At 71.9% G+C, this 22,821-nt stretch carries 24 protein-coding genes and 1 pseudogene; 7 read left to right on the plus strand and 18 right to left on the minus strand.

The window, feature by feature from the left end:
• Positions 1–185: 185 nt before the first annotated feature.
• The 6 genes from ACWC97_RS28295 to ACWC97_RS28320 form a co-directional block, all read right to left on the minus strand.
• Entirely contained in the window at positions 186–1,682 is a 1,497-nt protein-coding gene (locus ACWC97_RS28295; RefSeq protein WP_352278600.1) for an aldehyde dehydrogenase family protein, read from the minus strand.
• Positions 1,679–3,418 carry an N-acyl-D-amino-acid deacylase family protein gene (locus tag ACWC97_RS28300; RefSeq protein ID WP_352278598.1) on the minus strand — a complete coding sequence of 580 codons (1,740 nt, stop codon included), beginning with the start codon at positions 3,416–3,418 and terminating at the stop codon, positions 1,679–1,681. Before ACWC97_RS28300 ends, ACWC97_RS28295 begins: the two co-directional genes overlap by 4 nt.
• A 212-nt stretch (positions 3,419–3,630) precedes the next feature.
• Positions 3,631–4,752 carry an LLM class flavin-dependent oxidoreductase gene (locus ACWC97_RS28305; RefSeq protein ID WP_352278597.1) on the minus strand — a complete coding sequence of 374 codons (1,122 nt, stop codon included), beginning with the start codon at positions 4,750–4,752 and terminating at the stop codon, positions 3,631–3,633.
• Between the two features lie 118 nt (positions 4,753–4,870).
• Positions 4,871–5,668: an SDR family NAD(P)-dependent oxidoreductase gene (locus ACWC97_RS28310; protein WP_352278596.1), complete on the minus strand. Its 798-nt coding sequence runs from the start codon at positions 5,666–5,668 to the stop codon at positions 4,871–4,873.
• A gap of 140 nt (positions 5,669–5,808) precedes the next feature.
• Positions 5,809–6,753 (minus strand): LLM class F420-dependent oxidoreductase, encoded by a 945-nt coding sequence (locus ACWC97_RS28315; RefSeq protein WP_392280848.1) that lies wholly within the window; start codon positions 6,751–6,753, stop codon positions 5,809–5,811.
• 396 nt (positions 6,754–7,149) lie between these two features.
• Positions 7,150–7,824 (minus strand): NAD(P)H-binding protein, encoded by a 675-nt coding sequence (locus ACWC97_RS28320; RefSeq protein ID WP_450652317.1) that lies wholly within the window; start codon positions 7,822–7,824, stop codon positions 7,150–7,152.
• A 241-nt stretch (positions 7,825–8,065) separates the two neighbouring features.
• Here ACWC97_RS28320 and ACWC97_RS28325 point away from each other — a divergent pair, with 241 nt between their 5' ends.
• Positions 8,066–9,232, plus strand: a complete 1,167-nt coding sequence (locus ACWC97_RS28325) for a cytochrome P450 (RefSeq protein ID WP_450652319.1) — start codon at positions 8,066–8,068, stop codon at positions 9,230–9,232.
• Here the strand turns inward: ACWC97_RS28325 and ACWC97_RS28330 are convergent.
• Positions 9,195–9,782, minus strand: coding sequence for a hypothetical protein (locus ACWC97_RS28330; protein ID WP_352278591.1), 588 nt, complete (start codon positions 9,780–9,782; stop codon positions 9,195–9,197). The two genes, ACWC97_RS28325 and ACWC97_RS28330, sit on opposite strands and share 38 nt — an antisense overlap.
• 53 nt (positions 9,783–9,835) lie before the next feature.
• Here ACWC97_RS28330 and ACWC97_RS28335 point away from each other — a divergent pair, with 53 nt between their 5' ends.
• Complete coding sequence (locus ACWC97_RS28335) at positions 9,836–10,282, plus strand: glutaredoxin domain-containing protein (RefSeq protein WP_352278590.1); 447 nt, start codon at positions 9,836–9,838, stop codon at positions 10,280–10,282.
• A gap of 49 nt (positions 10,283–10,331) precedes the next feature.
• Here ACWC97_RS28335 and ACWC97_RS28340 read toward each other — a convergent pair whose 3' ends face one another.
• Entirely contained in the window at positions 10,332–10,700 is a 369-nt protein-coding gene (locus tag ACWC97_RS28340) for a VOC family protein (protein ID WP_450652322.1), read from the minus strand.
• Between the two features lie 212 nt (positions 10,701–10,912).
• On the opposite strand from ACWC97_RS28340, the gene ACWC97_RS28345 reads away from it, so the two are divergent.
• Entirely contained in the window at positions 10,913–11,719 is an 807-nt protein-coding gene (locus ACWC97_RS28345) for a hypothetical protein (RefSeq protein WP_450652324.1), read from the plus strand.
• 27 nt (positions 11,720–11,746) lie between these two features.
• Here the strand turns inward: ACWC97_RS28345 and ACWC97_RS28350 are convergent.
• From ACWC97_RS28350 to ACWC97_RS28365, 4 genes and pseudogenes are all read right to left on the minus strand, one after another.
• Positions 11,747–12,148, minus strand: a pseudogene (locus ACWC97_RS28350) (PP2C family protein-serine/threonine phosphatase); the annotation flags it as partial.
• Positions 12,149–12,630: 482 nt separating this feature from the next.
• Entirely contained in the window at positions 12,631–13,296 is a 666-nt protein-coding gene (locus ACWC97_RS28355; protein ID WP_450652326.1) for a nitroreductase, read from the minus strand.
• 36 nt (positions 13,297–13,332) lie between these two features.
• On the minus strand, positions 13,333–13,551 hold the full coding sequence (locus ACWC97_RS28360) for a DUF397 domain-containing protein (RefSeq protein ID WP_352278585.1): 219 nt from the start codon (positions 13,549–13,551) through the stop codon (positions 13,333–13,335).
• On the minus strand, positions 13,548–14,402 hold the full coding sequence (locus ACWC97_RS28365; protein ID WP_352278584.1) for a helix-turn-helix domain-containing protein: 855 nt from the start codon (positions 14,400–14,402) through the stop codon (positions 13,548–13,550). The genes ACWC97_RS28360 and ACWC97_RS28365 overlap by 4 nt, the downstream gene beginning before the upstream one ends.
• A 193-nt stretch (positions 14,403–14,595) precedes the next feature.
• Here ACWC97_RS28365 and ACWC97_RS28370 point away from each other — a divergent pair, with 193 nt between their 5' ends.
• Both ACWC97_RS28370 and ACWC97_RS28375 read left to right on the plus strand, forming a co-directional pair.
• Positions 14,596–15,012: an ATP-binding protein gene (locus ACWC97_RS28370; protein ID WP_352278583.1), complete on the plus strand. Its 417-nt coding sequence runs from the start codon at positions 14,596–14,598 to the stop codon at positions 15,010–15,012.
• Complete coding sequence (locus tag ACWC97_RS28375) at positions 15,009–15,548, plus strand: hypothetical protein (RefSeq protein WP_352278581.1); 540 nt, start codon at positions 15,009–15,011, stop codon at positions 15,546–15,548. Before ACWC97_RS28370 ends, ACWC97_RS28375 begins: the two co-directional genes overlap by 4 nt.
• A gap of 14 nt (positions 15,549–15,562) precedes the next feature.
• Here ACWC97_RS28375 and ACWC97_RS28380 read toward each other — a convergent pair whose 3' ends face one another.
• Together ACWC97_RS28380 and ACWC97_RS28385 are read right to left on the minus strand one after the other, a co-directional pair.
• Positions 15,563–15,826 (minus strand): hypothetical protein, encoded by a 264-nt coding sequence (locus ACWC97_RS28380; protein WP_450652329.1) that lies wholly within the window; start codon positions 15,824–15,826, stop codon positions 15,563–15,565.
• A gap of 168 nt (positions 15,827–15,994) precedes the next feature.
• Entirely contained in the window at positions 15,995–16,468 is a 474-nt protein-coding gene (locus ACWC97_RS28385) for a hypothetical protein (RefSeq protein ID WP_450652330.1), read from the minus strand.
• Between the two features lie 147 nt (positions 16,469–16,615).
• On the opposite strand from ACWC97_RS28385, the gene ACWC97_RS28390 reads away from it, so the two are divergent.
• The gene (locus tag ACWC97_RS28390; RefSeq protein ID WP_450652332.1) at positions 16,616–16,777 is read left to right on the plus strand and encodes a hypothetical protein; all 162 of its coding nucleotides are present in this window, start codon (positions 16,616–16,618) and stop codon (positions 16,775–16,777) included.
• Between the two features lie 31 nt (positions 16,778–16,808).
• On the opposite strand, the gene ACWC97_RS28395 is transcribed toward ACWC97_RS28390, so the two are convergent.
• Both ACWC97_RS28395 and ACWC97_RS28400 read right to left on the minus strand, forming a co-directional pair.
• Positions 16,809–17,141, minus strand: a complete 333-nt coding sequence (locus ACWC97_RS28395) for a hypothetical protein (RefSeq protein WP_352278577.1) — start codon at positions 17,139–17,141, stop codon at positions 16,809–16,811.
• Between the two features lie 262 nt (positions 17,142–17,403).
• On the minus strand, positions 17,404–18,261 hold the full coding sequence (locus ACWC97_RS28400; protein ID WP_352278576.1) for an isocitrate lyase/PEP mutase family protein: 858 nt from the start codon (positions 18,259–18,261) through the stop codon (positions 17,404–17,406).
• A 591-nt stretch (positions 18,262–18,852) separates the two neighbouring features.
• On the opposite strand from ACWC97_RS28400, the gene ACWC97_RS28405 reads away from it, so the two are divergent.
• Positions 18,853–19,377: a hypothetical protein gene (locus ACWC97_RS28405; RefSeq protein ID WP_352278574.1), complete on the plus strand. Its 525-nt coding sequence runs from the start codon at positions 18,853–18,855 to the stop codon at positions 19,375–19,377.
• 54 nt (positions 19,378–19,431) lie between these two features.
• On the opposite strand, the gene ACWC97_RS28410 is transcribed toward ACWC97_RS28405, so the two are convergent.
• Positions 19,432–21,375, minus strand: coding sequence for an AMP-dependent synthetase/ligase (locus ACWC97_RS28410; RefSeq protein ID WP_450652335.1), 1,944 nt, complete (start codon positions 21,373–21,375; stop codon positions 19,432–19,434).
• A 148-nt stretch (positions 21,376–21,523) separates the two neighbouring features.
• On the minus strand, positions 21,524–22,792 hold the full coding sequence (locus ACWC97_RS28415; RefSeq protein ID WP_450652337.1) for an acetyl-CoA C-acetyltransferase: 1,269 nt from the start codon (positions 22,790–22,792) through the stop codon (positions 21,524–21,526).
• Between the last annotated feature and the right edge of the window lie 29 nt (positions 22,793–22,821).

Below are 22,821 nucleotides of genomic sequence, written 5' to 3' on the forward strand. Positions count from 1 at the left end.
CCGGCCTTCTGATGCAAGGCCAAGTCGAGATCGCAGCGCCGTACGGTTCCCGCAGCCATGCCCGTTTTGCACGGTTCCAAAGTTTCCCGTGACGTCCGGCACTCCCCTCCTCCGGCCCGGCCGGACACCACCGCTGTCCGGCCGGACGACACCGGACCCGGCCGGACAGCACGGAAGCGGGGGGCTCAGCCGGGCCAGACGATCGACTGGAGTTCGCTGTAGGCGTGCAGGGCGTACGAGCCGACGTCGCGGCCCACGCCGCTCCGCTTGAACCCGCCGAACGGGGCCTCCATGTTCCGTCCGATGGTGTTGATCCCGACCCCTCCGGCGCGCAGCCGACGGGCGACCCGGAAAGCGCGGGCCACGTCCGAGGACCAGACGTAGTCGATCAGCCCGTAGTCGCTGTCGTTGGCGAGGGCGACGGCCTCGTCCTCGTCGTCGAAGGGGACGACCACGACGACCGGGCCGAAGATCTCCTCGCGGACCACCCGCATGTCGTTGGTGCAGTCGGCGAGGAGGGTGGGGGCGACGTAGAAGCCGCGCCCGTCGGGCCCGGCCGGGCGCTCGCCGCCGGTGACGACCCGCGCACCTTCCTTCCGGCCCAGTTCGACGTAGGACTCGACGCGGTCGCGGTGGGCGGCGGAGATGACCGGGCCGACCACCGTTCCCCGGACCGCCGGGTCCCCCACCTTGAGGTGTCCGGCGTAGGCGGCGAGCCTGGCGAGCAGGGCGTCGTGGACGCCGCGCTGGACGAGCACCCGGGTCGGGGCGGTGCAGATCTGGCCGCTGTAGAAGGAGAACGTGGTGCCGATGCCGGACGCCGCCGCGTCCAGGTCGGCGTCCTCCAGCACGACGGCGGCGCCCTTGCCGCCCAGCTCCATCAACTGCCGCTTCATGGACCGCCCGCACACCTCGGCGATCTTCTGCCCGACCGAGGTGGAGCCGGTGAAGCTGACCATGTCGACGTCCGCGGAGTCGACGGCGGCCTCGCCCGCCTCCGGGCCGGAGGCGGTGACGACGTTGACGACGCCGGGCGGGGCGCCCGCCTCCTGGAGCGCCTCGGCCATCCGGTAGACGGAGAGCGGGTCCTGCGGGGCGGGCTTCACCACGACCGTGTTGCCCATGGCCAGCGCGGGGGCCACCTTGCCGGCCGGGTTGGCCCAGGGGTTGTTGTACGAGGTGATGCAGGAGACGACGCCGACCGGCTGGCGCACCGCGATCGCCCCGAAGACGCCCGCCCGGCCCATCGGCCCGGCCTCGTTGATCTGCGGGGCCACCGCCTCCTCGACCGGTTCCAACGCCCCCTTCGCGTACCGGCGGAACCGGGCGGCGCCCACCGCGACCTGCATGCCCCGGGCGGTCCCGGTGGTGGCGCCGCTCTCGGCGCGGGCCAGCGCGGTGTTGCCGTCCAGGTCGCGCAGGATCAGCCCGGCCGCGCGGTCCAGGATCGCGGCCCGCTCCTCGGGGCGGGTGCGGGACCAGGTGGTGAACGCCTCCCGGGCGGCGGCCGCCGCCGCGTACACCTGGGCGCGGCTCGCCTCGGGGGCGAGGCCGACGACCTGCTCGGTGGCCGGGTCGATCACCTCGTAGTGGCCGTGCTCGGGCTCGACCCAGCTTCCGCCGATGAGGAGCCGCCGCTTGCTGCCGCCCGTACCGCTCACGGCGCCCGTCCCGTCGCTCATGCGGTGCTCACCGTCCGGGTGTCGCGGCCGGAGCGGAGCACCGTACCGGGCACCGCGCCGGTCACCTTGTCGTCGCGGAGGGTCTCCACGCCGTTGACCCGGACCGAGACGATCCCGATCGCCTTGGAGTCCAGGCGCGGGGAGTCGCCGGGCAGGTCGTGGACGAGGGTGGCGGGCCCGGCGTCGATGCGCTCCGGATCGAAGAGGACGAGGTCGGCGTGGAAGCCCTCCTCGATCCGGCCCCGGTCGCGGAGCCCGAAGAGCTGGGCGGGGTCGTCGGTGAGCATCCGCACGGCCCGCTCCAGCGGGACCAGCTTCCGCCCGCGCAGACAGTCGCCGAGGAACCGGGTGGTGTACGGGGCGCCGCACATGCGGTCCAGGTGGGCGCCCGCGTCGGAGCCGCCGAGCAGGACGTCCTCGTGTTCCCAGGTCTCGCGGCGCAGCGCCCAGGAGGCCGGGTCGTTGTCGGTGGGCATCGGCCACAGCACCGTGCGCAGGTCGTCGGCGGCGCAGATCTCGACCAGGCAGTGGAAGGGGTCCTGGCCGCGTTCGGCGGCGATGTCGCGGACGACGCGGCCGGTCAGTCCCTCGTTGGCGGCGCTGTAGGTGTCGCCGATGACGTACCGGGCGAAGTCGGCGAGGCGGCGGAAGACGCCGGCCTCCTTGCTCTGGGCGTGGCGCAGCATCTCGGCCCGGGTCTCCGCGTCACGCAGCCGCTCGATGCGCTCGGGGACGGGCAGGGCCAGGATCTCGCCCCAGCCGGGTATCAGGTTCAGTGCGCAGAAGGTGCCGAGCGACATGTTCATCGGGGTGAGGATCGGCATGGTGAGCGCGACGATCCGGCCGCCGGCCCGGCGGGCCCGTTCGCTGGGCACGAGCTGGCGCGGTACGCGTTCGGGGACGGCGGCGTCGATGGTGAGGACGTTCCAGTTCAGCGGGCGTCCGGCGGTGGCGGTCATGTCGACCAGCAGCTCGATCTCCTCGTCGGAGAACTGGTCGAGGCAGCCCGCGACGATCGCCTCGATCTGGGTGCCCTCGTGCTCGCCGACCGCCCTGCACAGGGCGAGGAGTTCCTCCGGCCCGGCGTGCCGGGAGGCGACGGGCTGACCGTCGCCGTCGGCGTGGGTGGAGGACTGGGTGGTGGACAGGCCCCAGGCGCCCGCGTCCATCGCGTCGTGGAAGAGGGCGAGCATCGCGTGGAGCTGGGCGGGGGTGGGCTGGCCGCCGATCGCGTCGGCGCCCATGACGTGCCGGCGCAGCGCGCAGTGCCCGACCATGAACCCGGCGTTGACCGCGATCCGCCCCTCCAGCGCGTCGAGGTACTCGCGGAAGCTGGACCAGCTCCACTCGACGCCCTCCTCCAGCGCCTTGAGGGCCATCCCCTCCACCCGGGCCATCATCCGGCGGGTGTAGTCGGCGTCCTCGGGGCGGTCCGGGTGGAGCGGGGCGAGGGTGAAGCCGCAGTTGCCCCCGGCGACGGTGGTGACGCCGTGGTTCATCGAGGGGGTGGCGTACGGGTCCCAGAAGAGCTGGGCGTCGTAGTGGGTGTGCGGGTCGACGAAGCCGGGCGCCAGGACGAGACCGGTGGCGTCCTCGCTGGTCACGGCGGTCTCGGCGACCGTTCCGGGCTCGGCTACGACGGCGATGCGGCCGTCCCGGATGCCGACGTCGGCGCGGTACGAGGGCCCGCCGGTGCCGTCCACGACGGTCGCTCCGCGGATGAGGTGGTCGAGCATGGACGGGCTTCCCTTCTGCTTCTGCGGTCTTCCGGAACGCGTCTGGCGCGGCGGGGTGTTGCGGCCGGGGTGCGCACGGCCGCGGTGCGCACCCCGGCCCCACGGAGCGGCGGTCCGGGAAGACGCCGCTGGTCATGGACGTACGGCTGCCGTACGACTGCCGCGCGGCCGGGCCGTGCGTGGCCCCGGGCGGGCGCGGCGGCCGCGTACGGTTACGCCGCGTTGCGGAACCGGGTCGTGCGGTGCACCGGGTCCGTGTCGATCTTCGGGATGACGTGCTCACCGATCAGCCGGATCGAGTTGAGGGTGTCCTCCCGGCCGATCCCGATCGGCATCCCGAAGCTCAGCTGGTCCGCGCCCGCCTGCTCCCACCGCTTGCACTGGCGCAGCACCTCGTCCGGGTCGCCGCAGATCATCAGCTCCTCGGCGATCAGCAGCTCGATGATCTCCTCGGTGTACTCCGGGAGCAGTTCGGGCCACTCGGGGATGCCCTCGGGGCGGGGGAAGGTGTCGTGGTAACGGAAGAGCAGCGACTGGAGGTAGTTCAGCCCGCCGCCCACCGCGATCTCGACGGCCTTGGCGTGCGTCTCGGCGCAGATCGCCGTGGAGGTGACCATGACGTTGTCGTTGACGAAGCCCCCGACGGGTTCGGCGTCCTTCACCGCGTTCTTGTAGGACTCGACGACCCACTCCATGTCGGAGACCTTCTGCACGCTGAAGCCCAGCACGCCGAGCCCCTTCTTCCCCGCCATCGCGTACGAGGACGGCGAGCCGGCCGCGTACCACATCGCCGGGTGCGACTTCCCGTACGGCTTGGGCAGGATCTTGCGCGGGGGCAGCGACCAGTGCTTGCCCTGGAAGCCCACGTACTCGTCCTGGAGCCACATCTTCGGGAACTCGGCGATGGTCTCCTCCCACAGCTCCTTCGTGTGGTTCATGTCGGTGATGCCCGGCATGAACCCGAGGATCTCGTGGCTCCCGGCCCCGCGCCCGGAGCCGAACTCGAAGCGGCCCTCGGAGAGGTGGTCGAGCATGGCGACCTTCTCGGCCACCTTCACCGGGTGGTTGACCGGGGCGAGCGGGTTGAAGATGCCCGAGCCGAGGTGGATGCGGTCGGTGGCGTGGGCGAGGTAGCCCAGGTACACGTCGTTGGCCGAGATGTGCGAGTACTCCTCCAGGAAGTGGTGCTCGGAGGCCCAGGCGTACTTGAAGCCGGACTTGTCCGCCTGGATGACGTACTCGGTCTCCTCGATCAGCGCCTTGTGCTCCGCCTCCGGGTCGACCCTGGCCCGCGCGGCAGGCACGTACCCCTGTACAAAGAGTCCGAATTCCAAGGGAGTTCACCGTCCTCAATCGTTTCTGACGCTCCGTCAGATCGTGATGCGTCCGACTGTTCCACCGGCACCCGTACCCGTCAATACCTGACACTGCGTCAGATACGCTGCCGGGCGGTCAGAACAGGCTGACCCCCGCCAGCCAGCCGCCGTCGATGACGAAGGGCTGTCCGGTGATGTACGAGGAGTCCTCCGAGGTCAGGAAGAGGGCCAGGGTCGCCACCTCCTCCGGCCGCCCGATCCGGCCCAGCGGCACGAGCTTGCGGTACAGCTCGGCCACCGCCTCCTTCGACGCCTCCGGGTCGGCGGACGGGTCCAGCGCCGCCGGGTTGGTCATCGCGGTGTCCACCGCCCCGGGGCAGACGGCGTTGACCCGGATCCCCTTCGGCGCCAGCTCCATCGCCGCCACCCGGGTCAGCCCGAGCACGGCGTGCTTGGTGGCGGCGTACGCGCCCACGTAGGCCATGCCGGTCAGCCCGGTGTACGAGGCGGTGTTGACGATGGTCCCGCCGCCGGCTGCCGCGATCTCGGGCGCCACGTTCCGGATCCCGAGGAACGCTCCCACCTGGTTGACCTGCACCACCTGCTGGAACTCCGCCAGCGGCGTGTCCACCAGTTCGTTGAAGCGCAGGATGCCCGCGTTGTTGACCAGCCCGTCGATCCTCCCGTACGCGTCCTTCGCGACGGCCACCGCGGACTGCCAGTCCTCCTCCCGGCTCACGTCCAGGTGGACGAAGCGGGCGGCGTCCTTGCCCAGCTCGCCCCGCAGCTCCTCGGCCAGCGCCTCGCCCTGCTCGTCGAGCACGTCGGCGATCACCACCCTGGCCCCCTCGGCGGCGAACAGCCGCGCCTCCTGCTCGCCCTGCCCGCGCGCCGCGCCGCTGATGACCACGGTCCGCCCGTCCAGCTTGCCCATGACCGGCCCTCCTGCTTGTCGAGATGTCGAGATGGGGGGTGCGACTCCTCGTCGGGACGGAGTGCGTCCATGTGTCGGATGAAGCGCGACGACGCGACGAGCCGGGCCGGGTCGCGGCCGCTCACCGGGTCGCCGCGCGCCTACTTGTCGAGGTGGGGTGCCACCTCGGCGGCGAACGCCGCCATCTGGTCGGTGAGTTCGGCACTGCTCCGGCTGCGGAACCGCACCTGGATCTGGTGGACACCCATCGCGGCGTACGCGCGCAGCGACTCGGCGAGGGCCTCCGGCTCGCCGGTGAGGGTGCGCCGCCCGACGGACCAGCCCGGCTCACCGACGTACAGCGGCTCGGTGATCGCGCCGACGACGATCGGCTCCTCGACCCCGGCGGCCTCGCGCAGCTCCTTCAGCCGGGCGATCTGGGCGGGCAGCTTCTCCCTCGGGTCGCCCTGCGGCAGCCAGCCGTCGCCCCGTACGGCCGCCCGGCGCACGGCGGCCGGCGAGGAACCGCCCACCCAGACCGGCACCCGCCCCTGCGCCGGGCGCGGCAACTGGCCGAGCCCGGAGAAGGCGAACCGCTCCCCCGCGAACTCCGGGTACTCCTCGGGCCCGAGCGCCGCCTTCAGCGCGTCGACCGCCTCGTCGAGCACCCGGCCCCGCCCCTCGAAGTCCGCCCCGAGCACCTCGAACTCCTCCTTCACGTGCCCGGCCCCGACCCCGAGGACCAGCCGGCCACCACTGAGGTGGTCGAGGGTGGCGTACTGCTTCGCGGTGGCCAGCGGATGCCGCAGCCCGACCACCGCGACATGGCTCATCAGCAGCACCCGCTCGGTGACCCCGGCGAGGAAGGCGAGCGTGGCGACCGGGTCGTACCAGACGGTGCCCATCACCCCGGCGAGCCGCCGGGGGATCGCGACGTGGTCGCAGCTCGCCAGATAGGCGAAGCCGGTACGGTCGGCGGTCCGGGCGATCTCGACGAGATCGGCCACTGTGGCCGCCGCCTCCCACCCCTCGGCGTAGATGGTGCTCTGCGACTGGATCGGCAGCTGCATCCCGTACGACAGCGGCCCGGCGGTCGATATCGGCACCGTACGGCCTCCTCCCGAGCGAATCTGACACACCGTCACATGACGGGGCGCGGGGCCATCGTCGTACCTGACGCTGCATCAGACAAGGGGTGGGACGGGGAAGCCCGGTCACGCCGGGCCGAGGGCGCGCGGCCTGCCTTCAGGCGCGGGACGCCGAGGCGGGTCGGGTGCGTCGGGCCGATCAGGGGCGTGGCGGGCGGCGGGCGCCCCCGGAGGTCGGGCCCGGGAGCGGCCGGCGCCACGGCAAGGGCCCCGCCGGACGCGGGGGACGGTCGAGAACACGGGGACGGCCGGACGCGCGGGGCCGTCAGCGGTCGGACGCGCGGGACGGTCAGGCGTGGGGGCAGTCGGGCGTGGGGGCAGTCGGGCGTGGGGACGATCAGGTACGCCGGACGATCACGCGGGATCCACCTGGCGGGCGACGGCGGCGACGGCCTCGTCCACGGGCGTACGGCCGGAGATGAGCTCCAGCGTCAGTCCCGCGGTGTCGGGGGCGGCGAGCAGGGCCGCGAGGACGGCGGCCGCGTCGGCCCGGCTCACCTCGCCGACCCCGGTGGACTCGGCGAGCTGGACGAGGCCGGTGGCCGGGCTGTCGCGGAACCATGCGGGCCGCAGCACGGTGCAGTGCAGGAAGGGCCGGGAGAGCAGGTCGTCGTCCGCCTCGCCCTTGGCCCTGAGATAGGTCTCGACGAGCGGGTTCTGCGGGTACCGGGCGTCCCGGGCGGCCCCCATGGACGAGAGCATGACGTAGCGCCGGACGCCGACCGACTGTGCGGCGTCCGCGAGGGCCAGGGCGGCGTCACGATCGACGGGGTTCGCCCGGCCGGGCGCGTCCCCCAGCCCCGCACCGGCCGCGTAGAGCACCGCGTCCGCGCCCTCGATCCGTTCCGCGAACGCCTCCGCCGGCGCCGTGGCCAGGTCCAGGAGCACCGGGGCCGCTCCGGCGGCACGAACGTCGTCGGCCTGCTCCGGACGGCGGATGAGCCCGGTGACCCGCCACCCCCGAGCCGCGAGCAGACGGGTTGCGGCGCGAGCGACTTGGCCATGACCACCAGCGATAACCACATGCACGGCACGTACAGTAACGATCTCAGCACTCTATGTCCAAGCCGGTGCGGTGGTGCTGGTGCGCGGGCGCGGGCCCGGCGTCTCCCTCCCGCGCCGCCTCCGACTCGTCCCCCGGCCCCCGCCACACCCGCCCGTAGCCATACCGCCCGGCCGCACGGCCCGACGCCCGCCGCACCCGTTCGCAGCGGGGGAACCGGAACGCCGCCGCCCCGGCGTCACGCGTCACCACCTGTCGAGGAGGATCATGACCGTCGACGAGAAGCCCCTCCCCCTGCACCGGCTGCCGTTCGACACCCCCGGCCCGCCCCGGCGCACGACCCTGCCCGACTCCAGCCCCGCCTGGCACTTCACCCGGTACGACGACGTCCGCGCGGTACTGGCCGACGACCGGTTCGTCCGCCCCGTGCTGCCCGCCGCGGCCGCCTCGCCCCTCTCCGACACCACCGACGCCATGGCCAAGCAGGACGGCTCCCCGCACACCCGACTGCGCCACGCCGCCAAGGGGGTCTTCACCCCTCGCGCGGTCGACCACCTCGCACCGGCCATCGCCGGGATCGCCGACCGGTTGGTCGAGGACCTCGTCCGCCACGGCCCGCCCGTCGACCTCGTCGACCACTACACCCGGCCCCTCCCCATCGCCGTCATGAACAAGCTGCTGGGAATCCACGACCTGGACGACACCCGGCTGCTGCACTGGACCGAACGCGCCTTCCCCGACGCCTCCGTGACGGAGGACGAAACGGCGCAGGCCGCCCGGGAGTTCACCGATTTCACCACCCGCCTCATGGCCGACCGCCGCCGCACCCCCGGGCCGGACCTGATCAGCACCCTCGTGCAGGCCGCCGACCGCGAGGGCGACATCCCCGAGACGCACCTCGCCAACCTCGTGACCACCCTCGTCGTGGCCGGCTACGACACCACCATGACCATGCTGGGCAACAGCCTCCTCTGCCTCCTGGGCGAACGGCGGCAGGACTGGGCCCGCCTGGGCTCCGACGAGGCGGCCGCGGACCGGCTGACCGAGCGCCTGATCCACCTGCTCCCGCTCAACGACCCCGGCAAACACACCAACCCGCTGCGCGCCACGGAGGACGTGGAGATCGCCGGAGCAGCCGTACGGGCCGGGGACCTCGTCACCCTCGACCGCGGCGCGGCCAACCGGGACCCCGCGGCCTTCCCCGGCGACCCCTTCGCCGACCTGTTCGCCCCGTTGGAGCACCCCACCCTCGCCTTCGGCGGCGGACACCACTACTGCCTGGGCGCCTCCCTGGCCCGCGCGGAAGTCCGCCTCGCCCTGCACCGACTGGCCGCCCGGCTGCCCGCCCTGCGCCTGACCGTGCCGGTCGACGCCGTCGAATGGCGCGGCAGCGCCCTCACCCGGAGCCCTCTGCACCTTCCCGCGGCCTGGTAGGGGCGGCCGGGTCCCGGGAGTCCCGGTAGAGGAAGACGCCCTCGATCTCGATCCGGGTCGGAGGCTTGCTCCCGTCGTAGAAGTTCACGTCGTCGCACTCCGCCGTCCAGCGCAGCCGCAGACGGTCGCCGTCGCGCGCGACCACGGTGATCCGGTTGTCGCGCAGCGGCTCGTGCTCGAAGTAGTAGAGGAGGGACGACGCGGAATCCTCGCCCTCGGGCACGCCGGGCATGAGGAACGTACGCCCGACCAGCCGGTCGATGTCCGCCTCGGCCTCCGTCATCCCGACGCCCACCTCGGCGGACGGCACCATGCCCGCCTCCGCCGTGTCGGCGCAGCGCCGGGCGCCCTCCGAAGCGGCCAGCGCCTCGAACCACACGGTCACGCCGTCGCCCCCGCCTCCGTACCCGCTTCCGTCCCCGTCCCCGCCCCCGTCGTACGACCGGATCACGCACACCGTGGCCTCGGCGAGGCCGTACGCCTCGTCCCCGTTGAACCGCCGCAGCACGAACCGCCCACCGGCCTCCGCCGCCCCGCCCCGCACACCCACGTCCGCCCTCCCGCCTCCAGGCCCGTCCCGGCCCGCCGATAACCTGCGGCACCATGATGCGCGTATGGACCCTGCCGACCCTCCTCGCCCTCTGCGGCGCGCTCGCCGCGGCCGGGCCCGCGTCCAAGGGGAGCCCCGTCACGGCCGCCGTGGTCCTGCTGGTCTTCCTGGCGCTCGCGGCCATGAACTCGCCGCTGGTCTTCCCCGGATCGATCGGCGCGCAGGAGGCGGAACGCCGCGCCGAGGCAGACGGCCGCCCGATCGTCTTCTGGCGCCCCGGCTGCACGTACTGCATGCGCCTGCGCCTCCGGCTCGGCCGCAGCGCCCACCGCATGCACTGGGTCAACATCTGGCACGACCCGGCCGGAGCCGCCACGGTACGGGCCGCCAACAACGGCAACGAGACCGTCCCCACGGTCGTCGTCCTCGGCACGAACGGCGAACGGTCGACCCTGACCAACCCACCGCCCGCCGAGGTCAAGAAGGCCCTGGAGCGCTGACCGCTGACCGCTGACCGCTGACTGCCGCCCAACGACCCCCGTCAGAGCCTCAGTTACGCGACGTATCGATGACGCAGAACCGGTTGCCGTCAGGGTCGGCGAGTACGACGAAGTCGGGGTCGTCCGGGTACAGCTCCCAGTCGACGTGCCGGGCGCCCAGAGAGACCAGCCGCTCGACCTCGGCGGCCTGGTCGGCCGCGTCCGCGGCGTACAGGTCCAGGTGGACGCGCGGGTGTTCCTGGGCCGGCGACTCGCTGAGCCCGAGTGCCACCTGCACCCCGGGCCCGTCCGCCGGGACCAGCACCACCCAGTCGTCCGTCACCTCCCCGCGCGGGACGTACCCCAGGGCCTCCGTCCAGAACGCCACCGCACGCCGCACATCCGAAACACCCAGCACAACCGAACCGACTCTCAACATGCGCCGATTCTGACGGATCACCGGCCGCCATGGCCGGTCCTGCGGGCGAAATAGGCTGTCTGACCCGGTCGGTAGGATCCGAGGGCCCGCACCCGCGGCCCGTGAGGCGAACAGCTTCACGACCGGTGGTGCGGGGCTGTGGATTCACTTGCGAGAGCCCATAAGACGGTCCGCGGTCGCGGGCCGTCCGTGACCAGTGGAGTTCGAACAACATGAGACCTGTACGTCTGCGCCCCTCCGTGTGCATAGGAACCCTCCTCGCCGTCGGCCTCCTGGCCGGCTGCTCCTCGTCGGACGGGTCGGCCGAGCCGACGCGTTCGGAATCGTCGTCCGACCAGCCCGGGGGCGGGAGCGAGAGCCCGAAGGCGTCGGCACCGGCCTTCGCCACCCCGTCCGAGTGCGACGGCCTCCAGCTCAAGGGCGGTACGACCCTGGCCGGTTCGGCCCTGTCGAAGTGTCTGGTGGCCGCCCTGAAGGCGTACGGATCGGGGACGGAGGCCGTGCAGTCGGGGGACGAGTCGGGGACGTCGCGGTTCCTCTTCGGGGACGAGTCCGCGCTGGCCGGGTCGATGACGGGGCCGGAGGGGGAGAAGTCGTACGTCTTCAAGGGCGAGGAGGAGTGGATCAAAACGCCGGGGCTCGGCAAGTGGGTCAAGGGGGACAAGAACAGCAGTGACCCGCAGGAGCAGATCGTGGCCGCCACGGGGAAGCTCTACCGCGCGCTCGCCGATCCGCAGATGACGGCCCAGATGATCGCGTCGGCGCCGGAGTGGACCGTCGAGCAGGAGCGGCCCGTACTCTCCCTGGAGAACGGGGAGGACGTCACGGCGTGGCGGATCGTGAACAAGAAGCCGTACACGTTCATGGGCGCGGCCGTACGGGAGCACATCCTCTGGTTCGGGGACGACTTCACGCCCTACGGCGGGCAGGCCGAGTCCGAGGCGGGCGGCGTGATGAGCACGTCCACCCAGCACTTCTACGACCTGGGCAAGCCGGTGACGATCGAGGCGCCCGAGTAGACCGCGTTCCGGGGCGCGGGCGATCGGCTACAAGGCGACGATGACGAGGGCCGTGTCGTCGTCGGCGCCCGCCCCCGGCAGCAGCTCCGCCAGCAGGACGTCGGCCAGCGCCTCGGCCCCGCCGCCGCCCCCGGCCCCGTGGTGGCGGGTCAGGGCGGCGGCGAGCCGGGCGAGGCCGGCGTCGATGTCCTCGTTCCGGCGCTCGACCAGGCCGTCGGTGTACAGCACGAGGAAGGCGCCCTCGGTGAAGAGCACCGTCGCCTGCGGCCAGGGCCCCAGGTCACAGCGGGCGCCGAGCGGCGGATCGGTGGCCCGGTCCAGGAACTCCACGGTGCCGTCGCCCCGCAGCAGCGCCGGCGGCAGATGACCGGCGACGCTGTACGTGATGCGGCGGGCGTCCCAGTCGACGACCGCGCTGGCCACCGTCGTGCCGCGTTGAGATGGTTCGGCCGGTCGGCGTAGTCGTCGGGCATGTAGTGGCCGATGACGTCCCCACGGCTGCGGTTGATCACGCGCAGCCACTCCTCGTTGACGTCCGCGAAGTACAGCTCCGGGGTCAGGAGGGCCACCGCCCCCGGAAGCGCCTGGAACACCGCCCGGTAATCGATCTCTGGTTGCTTCATGACTGTCCCGCCTGGACACGGTCAGATCCCACCTACACCATGTCGGATTTACGCGGCCTCCGCCTCCGGATGCCGTCGACCCACACCGGTCGCAGCGTGTGACGGTGTACGGCAGTGGGGTGTCGCCCCGGCCTGGGCGGACAGCGCTGGACCCCTCCTCGGCGGCCGATCGACGGTGGCAAGCAGGCAGTGATGCCTCTTGGGGCCGCCCAGGAAGGAGCCGAAGCCGCCGGAACTGCCGCAGCAGAACGCTGCTCAGCGGCTGCGCGTCGCGGCTTCCCCGCCCGCTCACCCCCCGATGAAGCGCACCGTCTCCGCCAGGTCCGCCCGGTCGGTACGCAGCGGGGGCACGCTCTCGTCCTCGTACCCGACCGAGACCCCGCAGAACAGCATCTGCCCGTCGTCGGCCCCGACCGCCTCACCGACGGTCGTCCGGTACATCGACCACATGATCTGCGGGCAGCTGTGCAGCCCCTCCGCCCTCAGCAGCAGCATGACCGTCTGGAGGTACATCCCCAGGTCCGACCACTGCGCGGACCCCATCGCCCGGTCGAGGTAGCAGAACAGCACGACCGGCGCACCGAACGCCCCCGCGTTCAAGGTGGCGATCTTCCGGGGGCGGTCGGGGTCGCCGCGCTCGATCCCCAGTGCGGCGTACCGCTGGGCGGCAGCGGCGGCGAACCGGTCCGCGTAGGGGGAGGCCATGTCGGCCGGGTACATCGGGTACTCCCGGTCGTCCCCCAGGTCCCCCGCCTCCGCCCTGGCAGTCGCGCGGCGCTTCAGCTCGGCCAGGGGCTCGCCGGTCACGACGTACAGGTGCCACGGCTGGAGGTTCCCGCTCGACGGGGCCCGCGTCGCGGCGGCCAGCACGCGCCGGAGCACGTCCACCGGCACCGGCTTGTCACTGAACGCCCGGACGGCCCGCCGGCTGTCCACGGCCTCGTACACGTCCATGAATCCGTTCCCCCTACCAGCCGGCCCGCGCCCGCCTCAGATCGCGCCCTCGCGCACGGCGGCGACGAACGCCTGCCACGAAACGGCCCCGAACACCTGGGCTCCCCGACCCCGGTCCTTCGTGTCCCGCACGGCCTGACGACCGGAGGCCAGAACGGCATGCTCCACGCAGTTGTTGTTCACACCGCTGTAGCTGCTCGTGTGCCAGCTCGCGGTCGCCAGCTCGCCAGCCGGATGGTTCAGGTTCTCGTTCATGTGCTGCTTTCCTCGATGAGGTCGCGGATGTAGCGGCGGGAAGCGCTCGGGGAAAGTGCGGCAGCGGTCAACTCGTCCCATGCCTTCGCATACCTCTGGACGTCCCCGCGCTGCTCAAGCAACGTACCACCGGTCAGATGCTCCAACCACACCACTTCGACCGGGGGTTCGGGCATCAGACTCAAGGCCGCGAAGGACATGTACTGCTCCATGGGCAGCACGGAATCCAGCGGAAGAACCTGGATGGTGACATTCGGACGGGATCCCTCCGTCAGCAGGTGCTGCAACTGCTCGCGCACGACATTGGGGCCGCCGCTGATCCGATGCAGAGCCGGTGCGTCGACGACGGCACGAAGCAGAAACCCTTCCGTGTTGTTGAGGAGTTCCTTTCGCTTCATGCGTGTCTGCACCAGGCTCTCGGCCTTCTCCGCAGACGGCACGACTCCGAACACCTGACGCGCGTACGCCTCGGTCTGCAGAAGCCCGGGCACAAGCATGGGCTCGAACGTGCGGACCGCCTGGGAGTCGGCTTCCAGCGTCAGGTAGTCCTTGAGCGCGTCGTAGAGAAGCGGGCCGTGTCCGCTCCACCAGTCGACCTTGTGGATCTCCTTCGCCAGACGCCGCAGGTTCGCCCGGTGCCGATCGTCCTCGACTCCGTAGAGGTTGAACAGCGTCGTCAGGTCCAGCGGCCGGATGCCGCGCTTGCCGTTTTCGATCTGACTGATCTTGGGCTGCCCGCATTCCAGGGCATCCGAGGCGTCCTGAACCTTGAGGCCGGCTTCCAGTCTGAGCCGACGAAGTTCCCCGCCGAGTCGGCGGCTGCGCATGGTGGGCATATCGCTCTGAGCCATGGCCACATGATGGTCACGCCCTTCCAAGGCCGACAACTGCCTTCAACAAGACACACCCGAACGAATGAACACGACAAGGAATACTTGCCTACGGGATCGTTCTCACGGCACGATCCATCGCACTGCCGAGAGCAATCGGCCCATCGCTGTGCGTTGATCCACTGGCGCGCTCTCACTCCATGCAGGAGGAGCCATGACCGTGACGACGGAGATCGAACCGCCGCACTACCGACACGAGTTGTTCGTCCACCCGCAGTCGCTCGCCCATATGCGGCGCATCGTCAGCTGTCTGGTGGACCTGTGGGACTTCCAGGAGTTGACGCACACCGCCGCACTCTGCGCGCACGAACTCCTGACCAACGTCGATCGCCACACCCCCTCCCCCCGCTGCACGTTGACGCTGCAACGCCGTACGGACGGCGTACGGATCACGGTCGGCGACTCCAGCCCGACGCCTCCCACCCCGCGCACCCCGGACTGGGTGGCCGAGAGCGGGCGGGGGCTGGCGCTCATCGGCGGGCTGGCCTTCGACTGGGGCTCCGAACCCGCGCCGTGCGGCAAGAACGTCTGGGCCGACCTGCGCAGTTCGCGGCAGAGGAGCATCACGTGAGGCGGCCCGACGCCCTCGCGCCCCGGCACGCGGCGGCCGAGCTGGCCTCGGCGCTCCGGGAGGCGGGCATCCGCGTCCCGGTCCAGAGGGGCGGGCCCGAACCGCGTTCCGGTGTGGTCGGGTTGGGGTCACTGTCCCCCGCCGAGGCGCGCCGGTTGGCCCAGCTGCTCCGTACGGGCACGAAGCGCACGCTCAAGGCCGCGCGGGTCCTGCGCGACGTGCTCGACGCCTACCGCCTCGACCTCTCGGGCATCCAGGTCCGGGCCGGGCGCATCGCGCTCGGCACCGCCTCGCCGGCCACCGCCGAACGCCTGGCCCGGCTGCTCGGCGCCGCCCGCCCCGATCCGGACACCCCGCCCGCCCCGCTCGACGCGGCCCGGGTCGCCGAGCGGCTGCGCGACGCTGTCGCCGCCACCACGGGCGGGGACGCGCTCGACGTCCACGTACGGGAAACGGTGGACGGGGAAACGGAGTTGGCTCTCGGCTCCATCGATGCGACGGCGGCACAGCGCCTGGTCACGGCCCTCCGGTTCTGAACCCGGCCCTCGGCCTACCTCTCGACCGTGACGGCCCAGCGGACGCCCGCCGGGGCCGTGATCCGCACGGCGCCCTCGCCACGCGCCTTCTTCAGGTGGACCTCGTTGTAGGCGCTGCTGACCTCGCCCTTCACACAGTCCAGGGGAAACGAGAGCGCGACGCCCGTGACCGTGACGTCGAGGGTGCCCTCGCCCTGGCAGTTGACCTGGACGGCCAGCGTTCCGGTGCCGATCCGCCCGGCCAGTGGAAGCTCCGCGTTCCCCTGCCTGGATGCCACGGACAGCAGGACCGGGCCGTCGCCGACCGGCCGAGGCGGCCGCCACCGACCCCTCCCGACCACTGTCGCACCCGGTCAACGCGACCAGCGCGGCTGCGGCAGCGACCCCGGCGAGACGTGCGACGGAAGCCGTAGGGGCAGAGGGACGAACGCTCGGCATTCCCACCATCACCGCCCCACCCTCTTCTCCCGACGGACGACAGGGCAGGAATCGCAGACGTGGCCGTCGATCTCCCTCACCAGGCCACGGGCAGCCGCCCGCACGACAGCGTCCTCGTCACGGATCAGAACTTCCGCCACGCCCCTGCCGTCGAGCACAGCCCGGTGGGCCGCCCGCTGCACCTCGATCCTGGGAGGGTTGGCGTGTTCGAGGATCGTCCGCAGCAACTCGATCACACCGGGTCGGCTGGTGACCGAGTCGGTCGCGGCGAGTTCCCAGAGATACGGAACCGCCTCCACCGTCGCGTCGAAGACAGCCAGCTCACCGAGCCACAGACCCAGATCGCTCAAGGCCGAACCGCCGGTACGGGCGTCACCCCACGCCACGCGCGACAGTCGCCCCGGAACCTCCGCCGCCGATCCGTACGCATGTGTCAGCTCATGCCACCGGACGCGGTCCATGCCCTTGAGGATCGTCCCCACCCCACACCCCAGTCCTGTTGCCCGCCCGTGACGCCGAACTCCACCATCACCGCCCGGGATTCCCCGGACGGTCCGGCGTCCACGGCAGTACGGGGCCCACCCGCCCGACCGGCGTCACCGGTCGGGCGGGCCGCATTCGATCGCCGCATGGACGAAGCGCGCTTAATGGACCTCCTTGAGGGTGTGGGCCACCGTCCCGCCATGTTCACCGGCGCGCCCACGGTGGATTCCGTCGCCGTCCTCCTGACCGGCTCCGTCCTCGGCGTGGCGCACGGCGACGAGCGCACGCACACCACAGACCCGGGCTGAGTCCGGACCTCAGTGCTCAGGGGTCAGGGGTTCAGGCGAGCGGCCGGGCGCCAGTGTCGTGGTCGGCGTCGCCCTCCGGGTCGTCGCCGCCGGTCGCCGCGGACTCCGCCGGTGCGGGCGGCGGGAGCGGGGCGTCCTCCTCCTCGTCGTCCTCGTCGGCCTGTTCGTCCGGGGCCGCCTGGACGCCCACCGCCTGGGACGACGAGACGTGCTGGTCGATCGCGCCGCCACCGCCGTCGTGGTCGCTGCCCGCCGTGCCCTTGCTGAAGGGGCCCAATACGTTCAGGGTGCGGTCCACCTCCAGCCAGGAGTCGGCGTTGGAGTTGTCGATGGTGATCAGGGACGGTCCGTGGTGCGTCTCCATCCCGCCGTCCGGGGCGTCCGCCCACGCCGTGCCGGTGACGGCGGCCTGACAGAGGGCGCCGAGGGTGATCAGGAGGGCGGCACGCGAGGCTGCGGAAGGGAGGGGGATTCGTGGTGCTCGTGGTGTTCGTGGCACGAGTGGCTCCGGTCTCTCGAGGTGGGGCTCGGGGGTCGAGGGCGCGCTTCTGCCGTCCGTACGGTCCCCGCCGATGCGCGGAGCGGGGACCGTACGGAGCTTGTGGGCGCGCCCTGGTGCGTACGGGTCAGGCGGACGCGGGGACCGGGTGGTGGCGGCTGATGTTGCGTTCCAGCAGTTCGGTCGAGCGCTGCACCCCGATTCCCTCCGAGGCCACGAACTCCGGGAGCCGGCCGTCCGACGCCTTCAGCTCCGACAGCGCGGAGTCGATCGCGGCGTGCGCGGCGAACAGGCACGGGGTGCTGTAGATCGCCACCTGGCAGCCCAGATCGTCCAGTTCGGAGAGCGAGAGCCGGGGCGACTTGCCGCCCGCGATCTGGTTGAAGAGCAGCGGCTTGTCCCCGGTCACCTCACGGACGCGGCGGATCCACTCGACGCTGCGCACCCCGTCGACCAGCACCACGTCCGCCTCCGTCGCCGCCAGCGCCTCGGCCCGGCGCAGGATGTCGGCCTCCTCCGTGGCGTCCGTGCGGGCCACGACGAGCAGGTCGCGCCGACTCTTCAGTACCAGGTCCAGCTTCTCCAGGTACTCCTCCAGCGGCAGCACCTGCTTGCCGTCCGCATGCCCGCAGCGGCGCGGGCGCTTCTGGTCCTCCAGGATGATCCCGGAGGCGCCGATCCGCTCCAGCCGCTGAACCACGTGGCAGGCGACCTCGGGGTCCACGTAACCGTCGTCGATGTCGACCAGCAGGTGGTGCGCCGGGAAGGCCAGCCGCAGCCGCTCCACGAAGGCCACCATGTCCGGCCAGGCGATGAATCCGATGTCCGGCAGCCCGTAGTGGGAGGCCGCGAAGCCGAATCCGGACACGAAGAACCCGTCGTAATGACGGGCCACGACCGAGGCCGAGTACATGTCGTAGATACCGATGAGAGGGGTCGTTCCCGGGGCCCGGACTTCTTCCCTCAGCGCAGTTCCGTAACGCATGGCGTCTCCTTACCGATGAGTCGTCGATCCACCGGACCGATGGCCCGGCGAATTCGTTGGACATGAAAGGCAGTTGAGAAGTTTTCCGCCGCCCTGGATGCCATTGACGTGGGCTCCTGCGGCGCGCTGACGCGTGGGGGGAACGGCGGTGTTCCCGCGCCATACCGGCACGGGGCCGTCCTCCTGCGAAGACGAGAATACCTATACCCACGTGACTCTCCCTTTACCTTCGGACACGCCGCTTTTGACCTTGCGTACGAAACCACCGGGCGCACGCCGGAGCGTTCACGGAGCATCCGCAGAACACTTGCGGGGCAAGGGAGTTGCGGGAGGAAAATTCTTCCGATCATCCGCTGCAATGGCACTCCGAAAGGCGCCGGAGCGAGGCCGTACCGTCGAACTGTTCGACTACCGCGCCGCGCGCCTTCGGCCGTCCGATGAAAGCCCCGGGTCAACCTCGGCGACCGTCTTTCACACGATGGGCGACCCTCGGAACGGGTCCGGGCCGGGCAGGATCGCCGCAGCCGAAAGCCTCGAAGCCTCGGCCGACCTTCCGAAGGATCTCCGAAGGATGGACAAGGAGTGCCTCACATGACACGACGTATCGGTCCGCTCTCCGCCCGCGCGGTCGTCGCCGCCCTCGCCGCCGCGTCGGCCCTGATGGCGGCCGGGGCCGCGCAGGCCGTCGTCCCGGCCGCCGCCCCGGCGAAGTACGCCAAGCACGAGGACGCCGCCGCCGTGCTCACGAAGGCGGGGGTGACCTGGACGTCCAGCGGCAAGTGCTCCGACCGGAGCAAAAAGACGTGCACGTCGTTCACCGGGATCAACAAGGCGTCCGTCGACGGTGTCATCGCGTTCAAGAAGGCCAGCGGCTGCAAGGTGGTCATCACCGGCGGCACCGAGGCGGGCCACTCCCCCGGCACGTACAGCCACAGCAACGGCTACAAGACCGACATCTCCACCAAGGTCGCCTGCGTCAACACCTACATCAAGGGCAAGCTCGCCAAGGCGGGCAAGCGCGGCGACGGGGCCGTGCTGTACAAGTCCGCCGCGGGGAACGTCTACGCCAACGAGGGCAGCCACTGGGACATCACGCACTACAACGGCAAGGTGTAGGAACGGCGGTGCCCCGGCCAGCCCGGGGCACCGACCGCCTCCGCCCGCCCGCGTTCACTTCCGGTACAGCGCCTCGATCTCCGCCTCGAAGTCACGGGCGATCGCGGCGCGTTTCAGCTTCAGGGACGGGGTCAACTGCCCGGCCTCCTCGGTGAAGTCGACCGTCAGGACGGTGAACCTGCGGATCGACTCCGCCCGCGAGACCAGTTGGTTGGCCTCGTCGACGGCGCGTTGCAGGGCGGTGCGCAGCTCGTCGTCGTCGACCAGTTCCCGGATCGGGACGTCCTGCTTCTTCGTCATCCTGCGCCAGTGCGCGAGCCCCTCCGGGTCCAGGGTGATCAGCGCGGCGACGAAGGAGCGGTTGTCGCCGACCACCATGCACTGGCTGATCAGGGGGTGGGCGCGCAGCCGGTCCTCCAGCGGGGCCGGGGTGACGTTCTTGCCGCCGGAGGTGATGATGATGTCCTTCTTGCGGCCGGTGATCGTGAGGTAGCCCTCGTCGTCGAGCGCGCCGAGGTCGCCGGTGGCGAACCAGCCGCCCTGCCCGGCGGGCGTCACCTGTCCCCGCTCCCCGTTCCAGTACCCCTGGAACACCTGGCCGCCGCCGAGCAGCACCTCGCCGTCGTCCGCGATCCGTACGGCGGTGCCGGGCAGCGGCCAGCCGACGGTGCCCAGGCGGGGTTTGAGCGGCGGGGTGACGGTGGCGGCGGCGGTGGTCTCGGTGAGGCCGTAGCCCTCGTAGATCTCGACGCCGGCGCCCGCGTAGAACGCGGCGAGGCGGCGGCCCAGCGGGGAGCCGCCGCAGATCACGTGCCGGACGTGGCCGCCGAGCGCGGCCCGGATGCGGCGGTAGACCAGCGGTTCGTACAGGGCGCGGGCGGCCCTGAGGCCGACCCCCGGTCCGGGGCCGGTGCCGTGTTCGGCGGCCTCGACGGCCTCCCCGTAGCGCTGGGCGATCCGGGCGGCCCGGTCGAAGGAGGCGGCGCGGCCCATCTTCTCGGCGGTGGCCCGGCCGGTGTTGTACACCTTCTCCAGCACGTACGGAATGGCCAGCAGGAACGACGGCCGGAAGCCGGCCAGGTCGTCGAGGAGGTCCTCCGTCCTGATCGACGGGGCGTGGCCGAGCCTGACCCGGGCGCGCAGGCAGCCGATCGCGACCATCCGCCCGAAGACGTGCGAGAGCGGCAGGAAGAGCAGGGTGGAGGCGGGGTACTTGCTGACCGACTTGAAGACCGGGTGGAGCAGTTCGATCGCGTTGTCCACCTCGGCGAAGAAGTTGCCGTGGCTGAGCACGCAGCCCTTGGGGCGGCCGGTGGTGCCGGAGGTGTAGATGAGGGTGGCGGGGGTCTGCGGGGTCAGGGCGGCGCGGCGGGCGGTGACGGCGTCGTCGGGGACGTCGCGGCCCGCCTCCCTCAGCCGGTCGAGGGCGCCGGTGTCGAACTGCCAGAGGTGGACGAGGCCGCCGAGCCCCTTGCGTTCCTGGCTGATCAGCCGGGCCTGTTCCGTGGTCTCGACGGCGCAGGCGGCGGCGCCGGAGTCCTGGAGGATCCAGCGGGCCTGGAGGGCGGAGGAGGTCGGGTAGACGGGGACGGTGACGAGCCCGGCGGCCCAGGCCGCGAAGTCCAGCAGGGTCCACTCGTACGTCGTACGCGCCATGATCGCGATCCGGTCGCCGGGGCCGAGCCCTTCCGCGATCAGCCCCTTGGCGACGGCCAGGACCTCCTCGGCGAACTTCGCCGCCGTCACGTCCCGCCACCCGCCGCCGCCGTCGTCGTCGCTGTCCTTGCCGCTGCCGCGGGGCTGTTTGCGGCTGAGGACGGCCTCGGTGGGGGCCTCGCGGGCGTTGTCGAACGGGATCTCGGCGAGCGAGCCGCGGCGCACCTGCGGGGCGGCGGGCGGTACGGCGGCCTGCCGGACGGTGCCGTCCGCGCCCCGGGTGAGGGTCGGTTCGACCAGCACGGGGGCGGACGCGGTGGATGGCGTGGGTGGCGTGGACACGTGCGGCTCCTCGGCGTGGTGGCGGGCGGTGGCGCCGGGTCCGTCCGGCGTCCGGTGCGGTGCTGAACGTGCTCTACGTGCTCTACGTGCTGTTCCGCTACGAATGGCCGCGTCATGACTCCAGGGCCTTCACACGGACCCGGAGCGCTCAGGGACGTTCGAGGATGGCCGTGACGCCCTGGCCGCCCGCCGCGCAGATCGAGATGAGCCCCCGCGACGGCCCGTCCCGCTCCGCCAGCAGCTTCGCCAGCGTCGCGACGATCCTGGCGCCGGTCGCGGCGAACGGGTGGCCGGTGGCGAGCGAGGAGCCGGCGACGTTGAGCCGGTCCCGGTCCACCGGGGCCAGCCCCTGCTTCTCCCAGGCCGCCAGGGTGGCCAGCACCTGCGAGGCGAACGCCTCGTGGATCTCGAACAGGTCGAAGTCCTTGATGGTCAGCCCGGCCCGCTCCAGCATGCGCGGCACGGCGTACGCCGGGGCCATCAGCAGACCGTCCTCGCCGTGCACATGGTCGACGGCGGCCGTCTCGTACAGGGAGAGGTAGGCGAGCGGTTCCAGTCCGCGCTCGCGGGCCCACTCCTCGCTCGCCAGCAGCACGGCCGCGGCGCCGTCGGTGAGCGGGGTCGAATTGCCCGCGGTCATCGTGGCGTCGGGGTGGTCGGTGCCGAACACCGGCTTCAGCGTGGCGAGTTTCTCCACCGTGGAACCGGGGCGCAGGTTCTGGTCGCGCTCCAGCCCCTGGAACGGCACCACCAGGTCGTCCAGGAAGCCGCGTTCGTACGCCGCCGCGAGCCGCTGGTGGCTGGTGGCGGCTAGCAGGTCCTGCTCCTCTCGGCCGATCCCCCAGCGGCGGGCGGTGATCGCCGCGTGCTCCCCCATCGAGAGGCCGGTGCGGGGCTCCGCGTTGCGCGGGATCTCCGGGACGAGGTGGCGGGGGCGCACCCCGGCGAGCGCCTTGAGCCGGCCGCCCGTCGACTTCGCCCGGCGGGCGGCCAGCAGGATGCGCCGCAGTTCGTCGTTGACGCCGAGCGGTGCGTCGCTGGCCGTGTCCGTGCCGCCCGCGATCGCCGAGTCGACCGCCCCGAGCATGATCTTGTTCGCGGCGGCGACGACCGCCTGGAGCCCGGTGCCGCACGCCTGCTGGATGTCGTACGCGGGGGTGCGCGGGTCGAGGGCCGAGCCGAGCACGGTCTCCCGGGCGAGGTTGAAGTCGCGGCTGTGCTTGAGCACCGCGCCCGCGACGAACTCGCCGACCCGCTGCCCCTGGAGCCCGAACCGCTCGACCAGACCGTCCAGCGCGGCCGTCAGCAGCCGCTGGTTGGAGACTCGCGCGTACGGGCCGTCGGAGCGCGCGAACGGAACGCGGCTGCCGCCGACGACCGCGACCCTGCGGGGCTGCGGGAGTGCGAGGGGGATCATCTCGACCAGCTCCTGACTCTTGAGTAACC

The organism is Streptomyces sp. NPDC001108, from assembly GCF_053598535.1.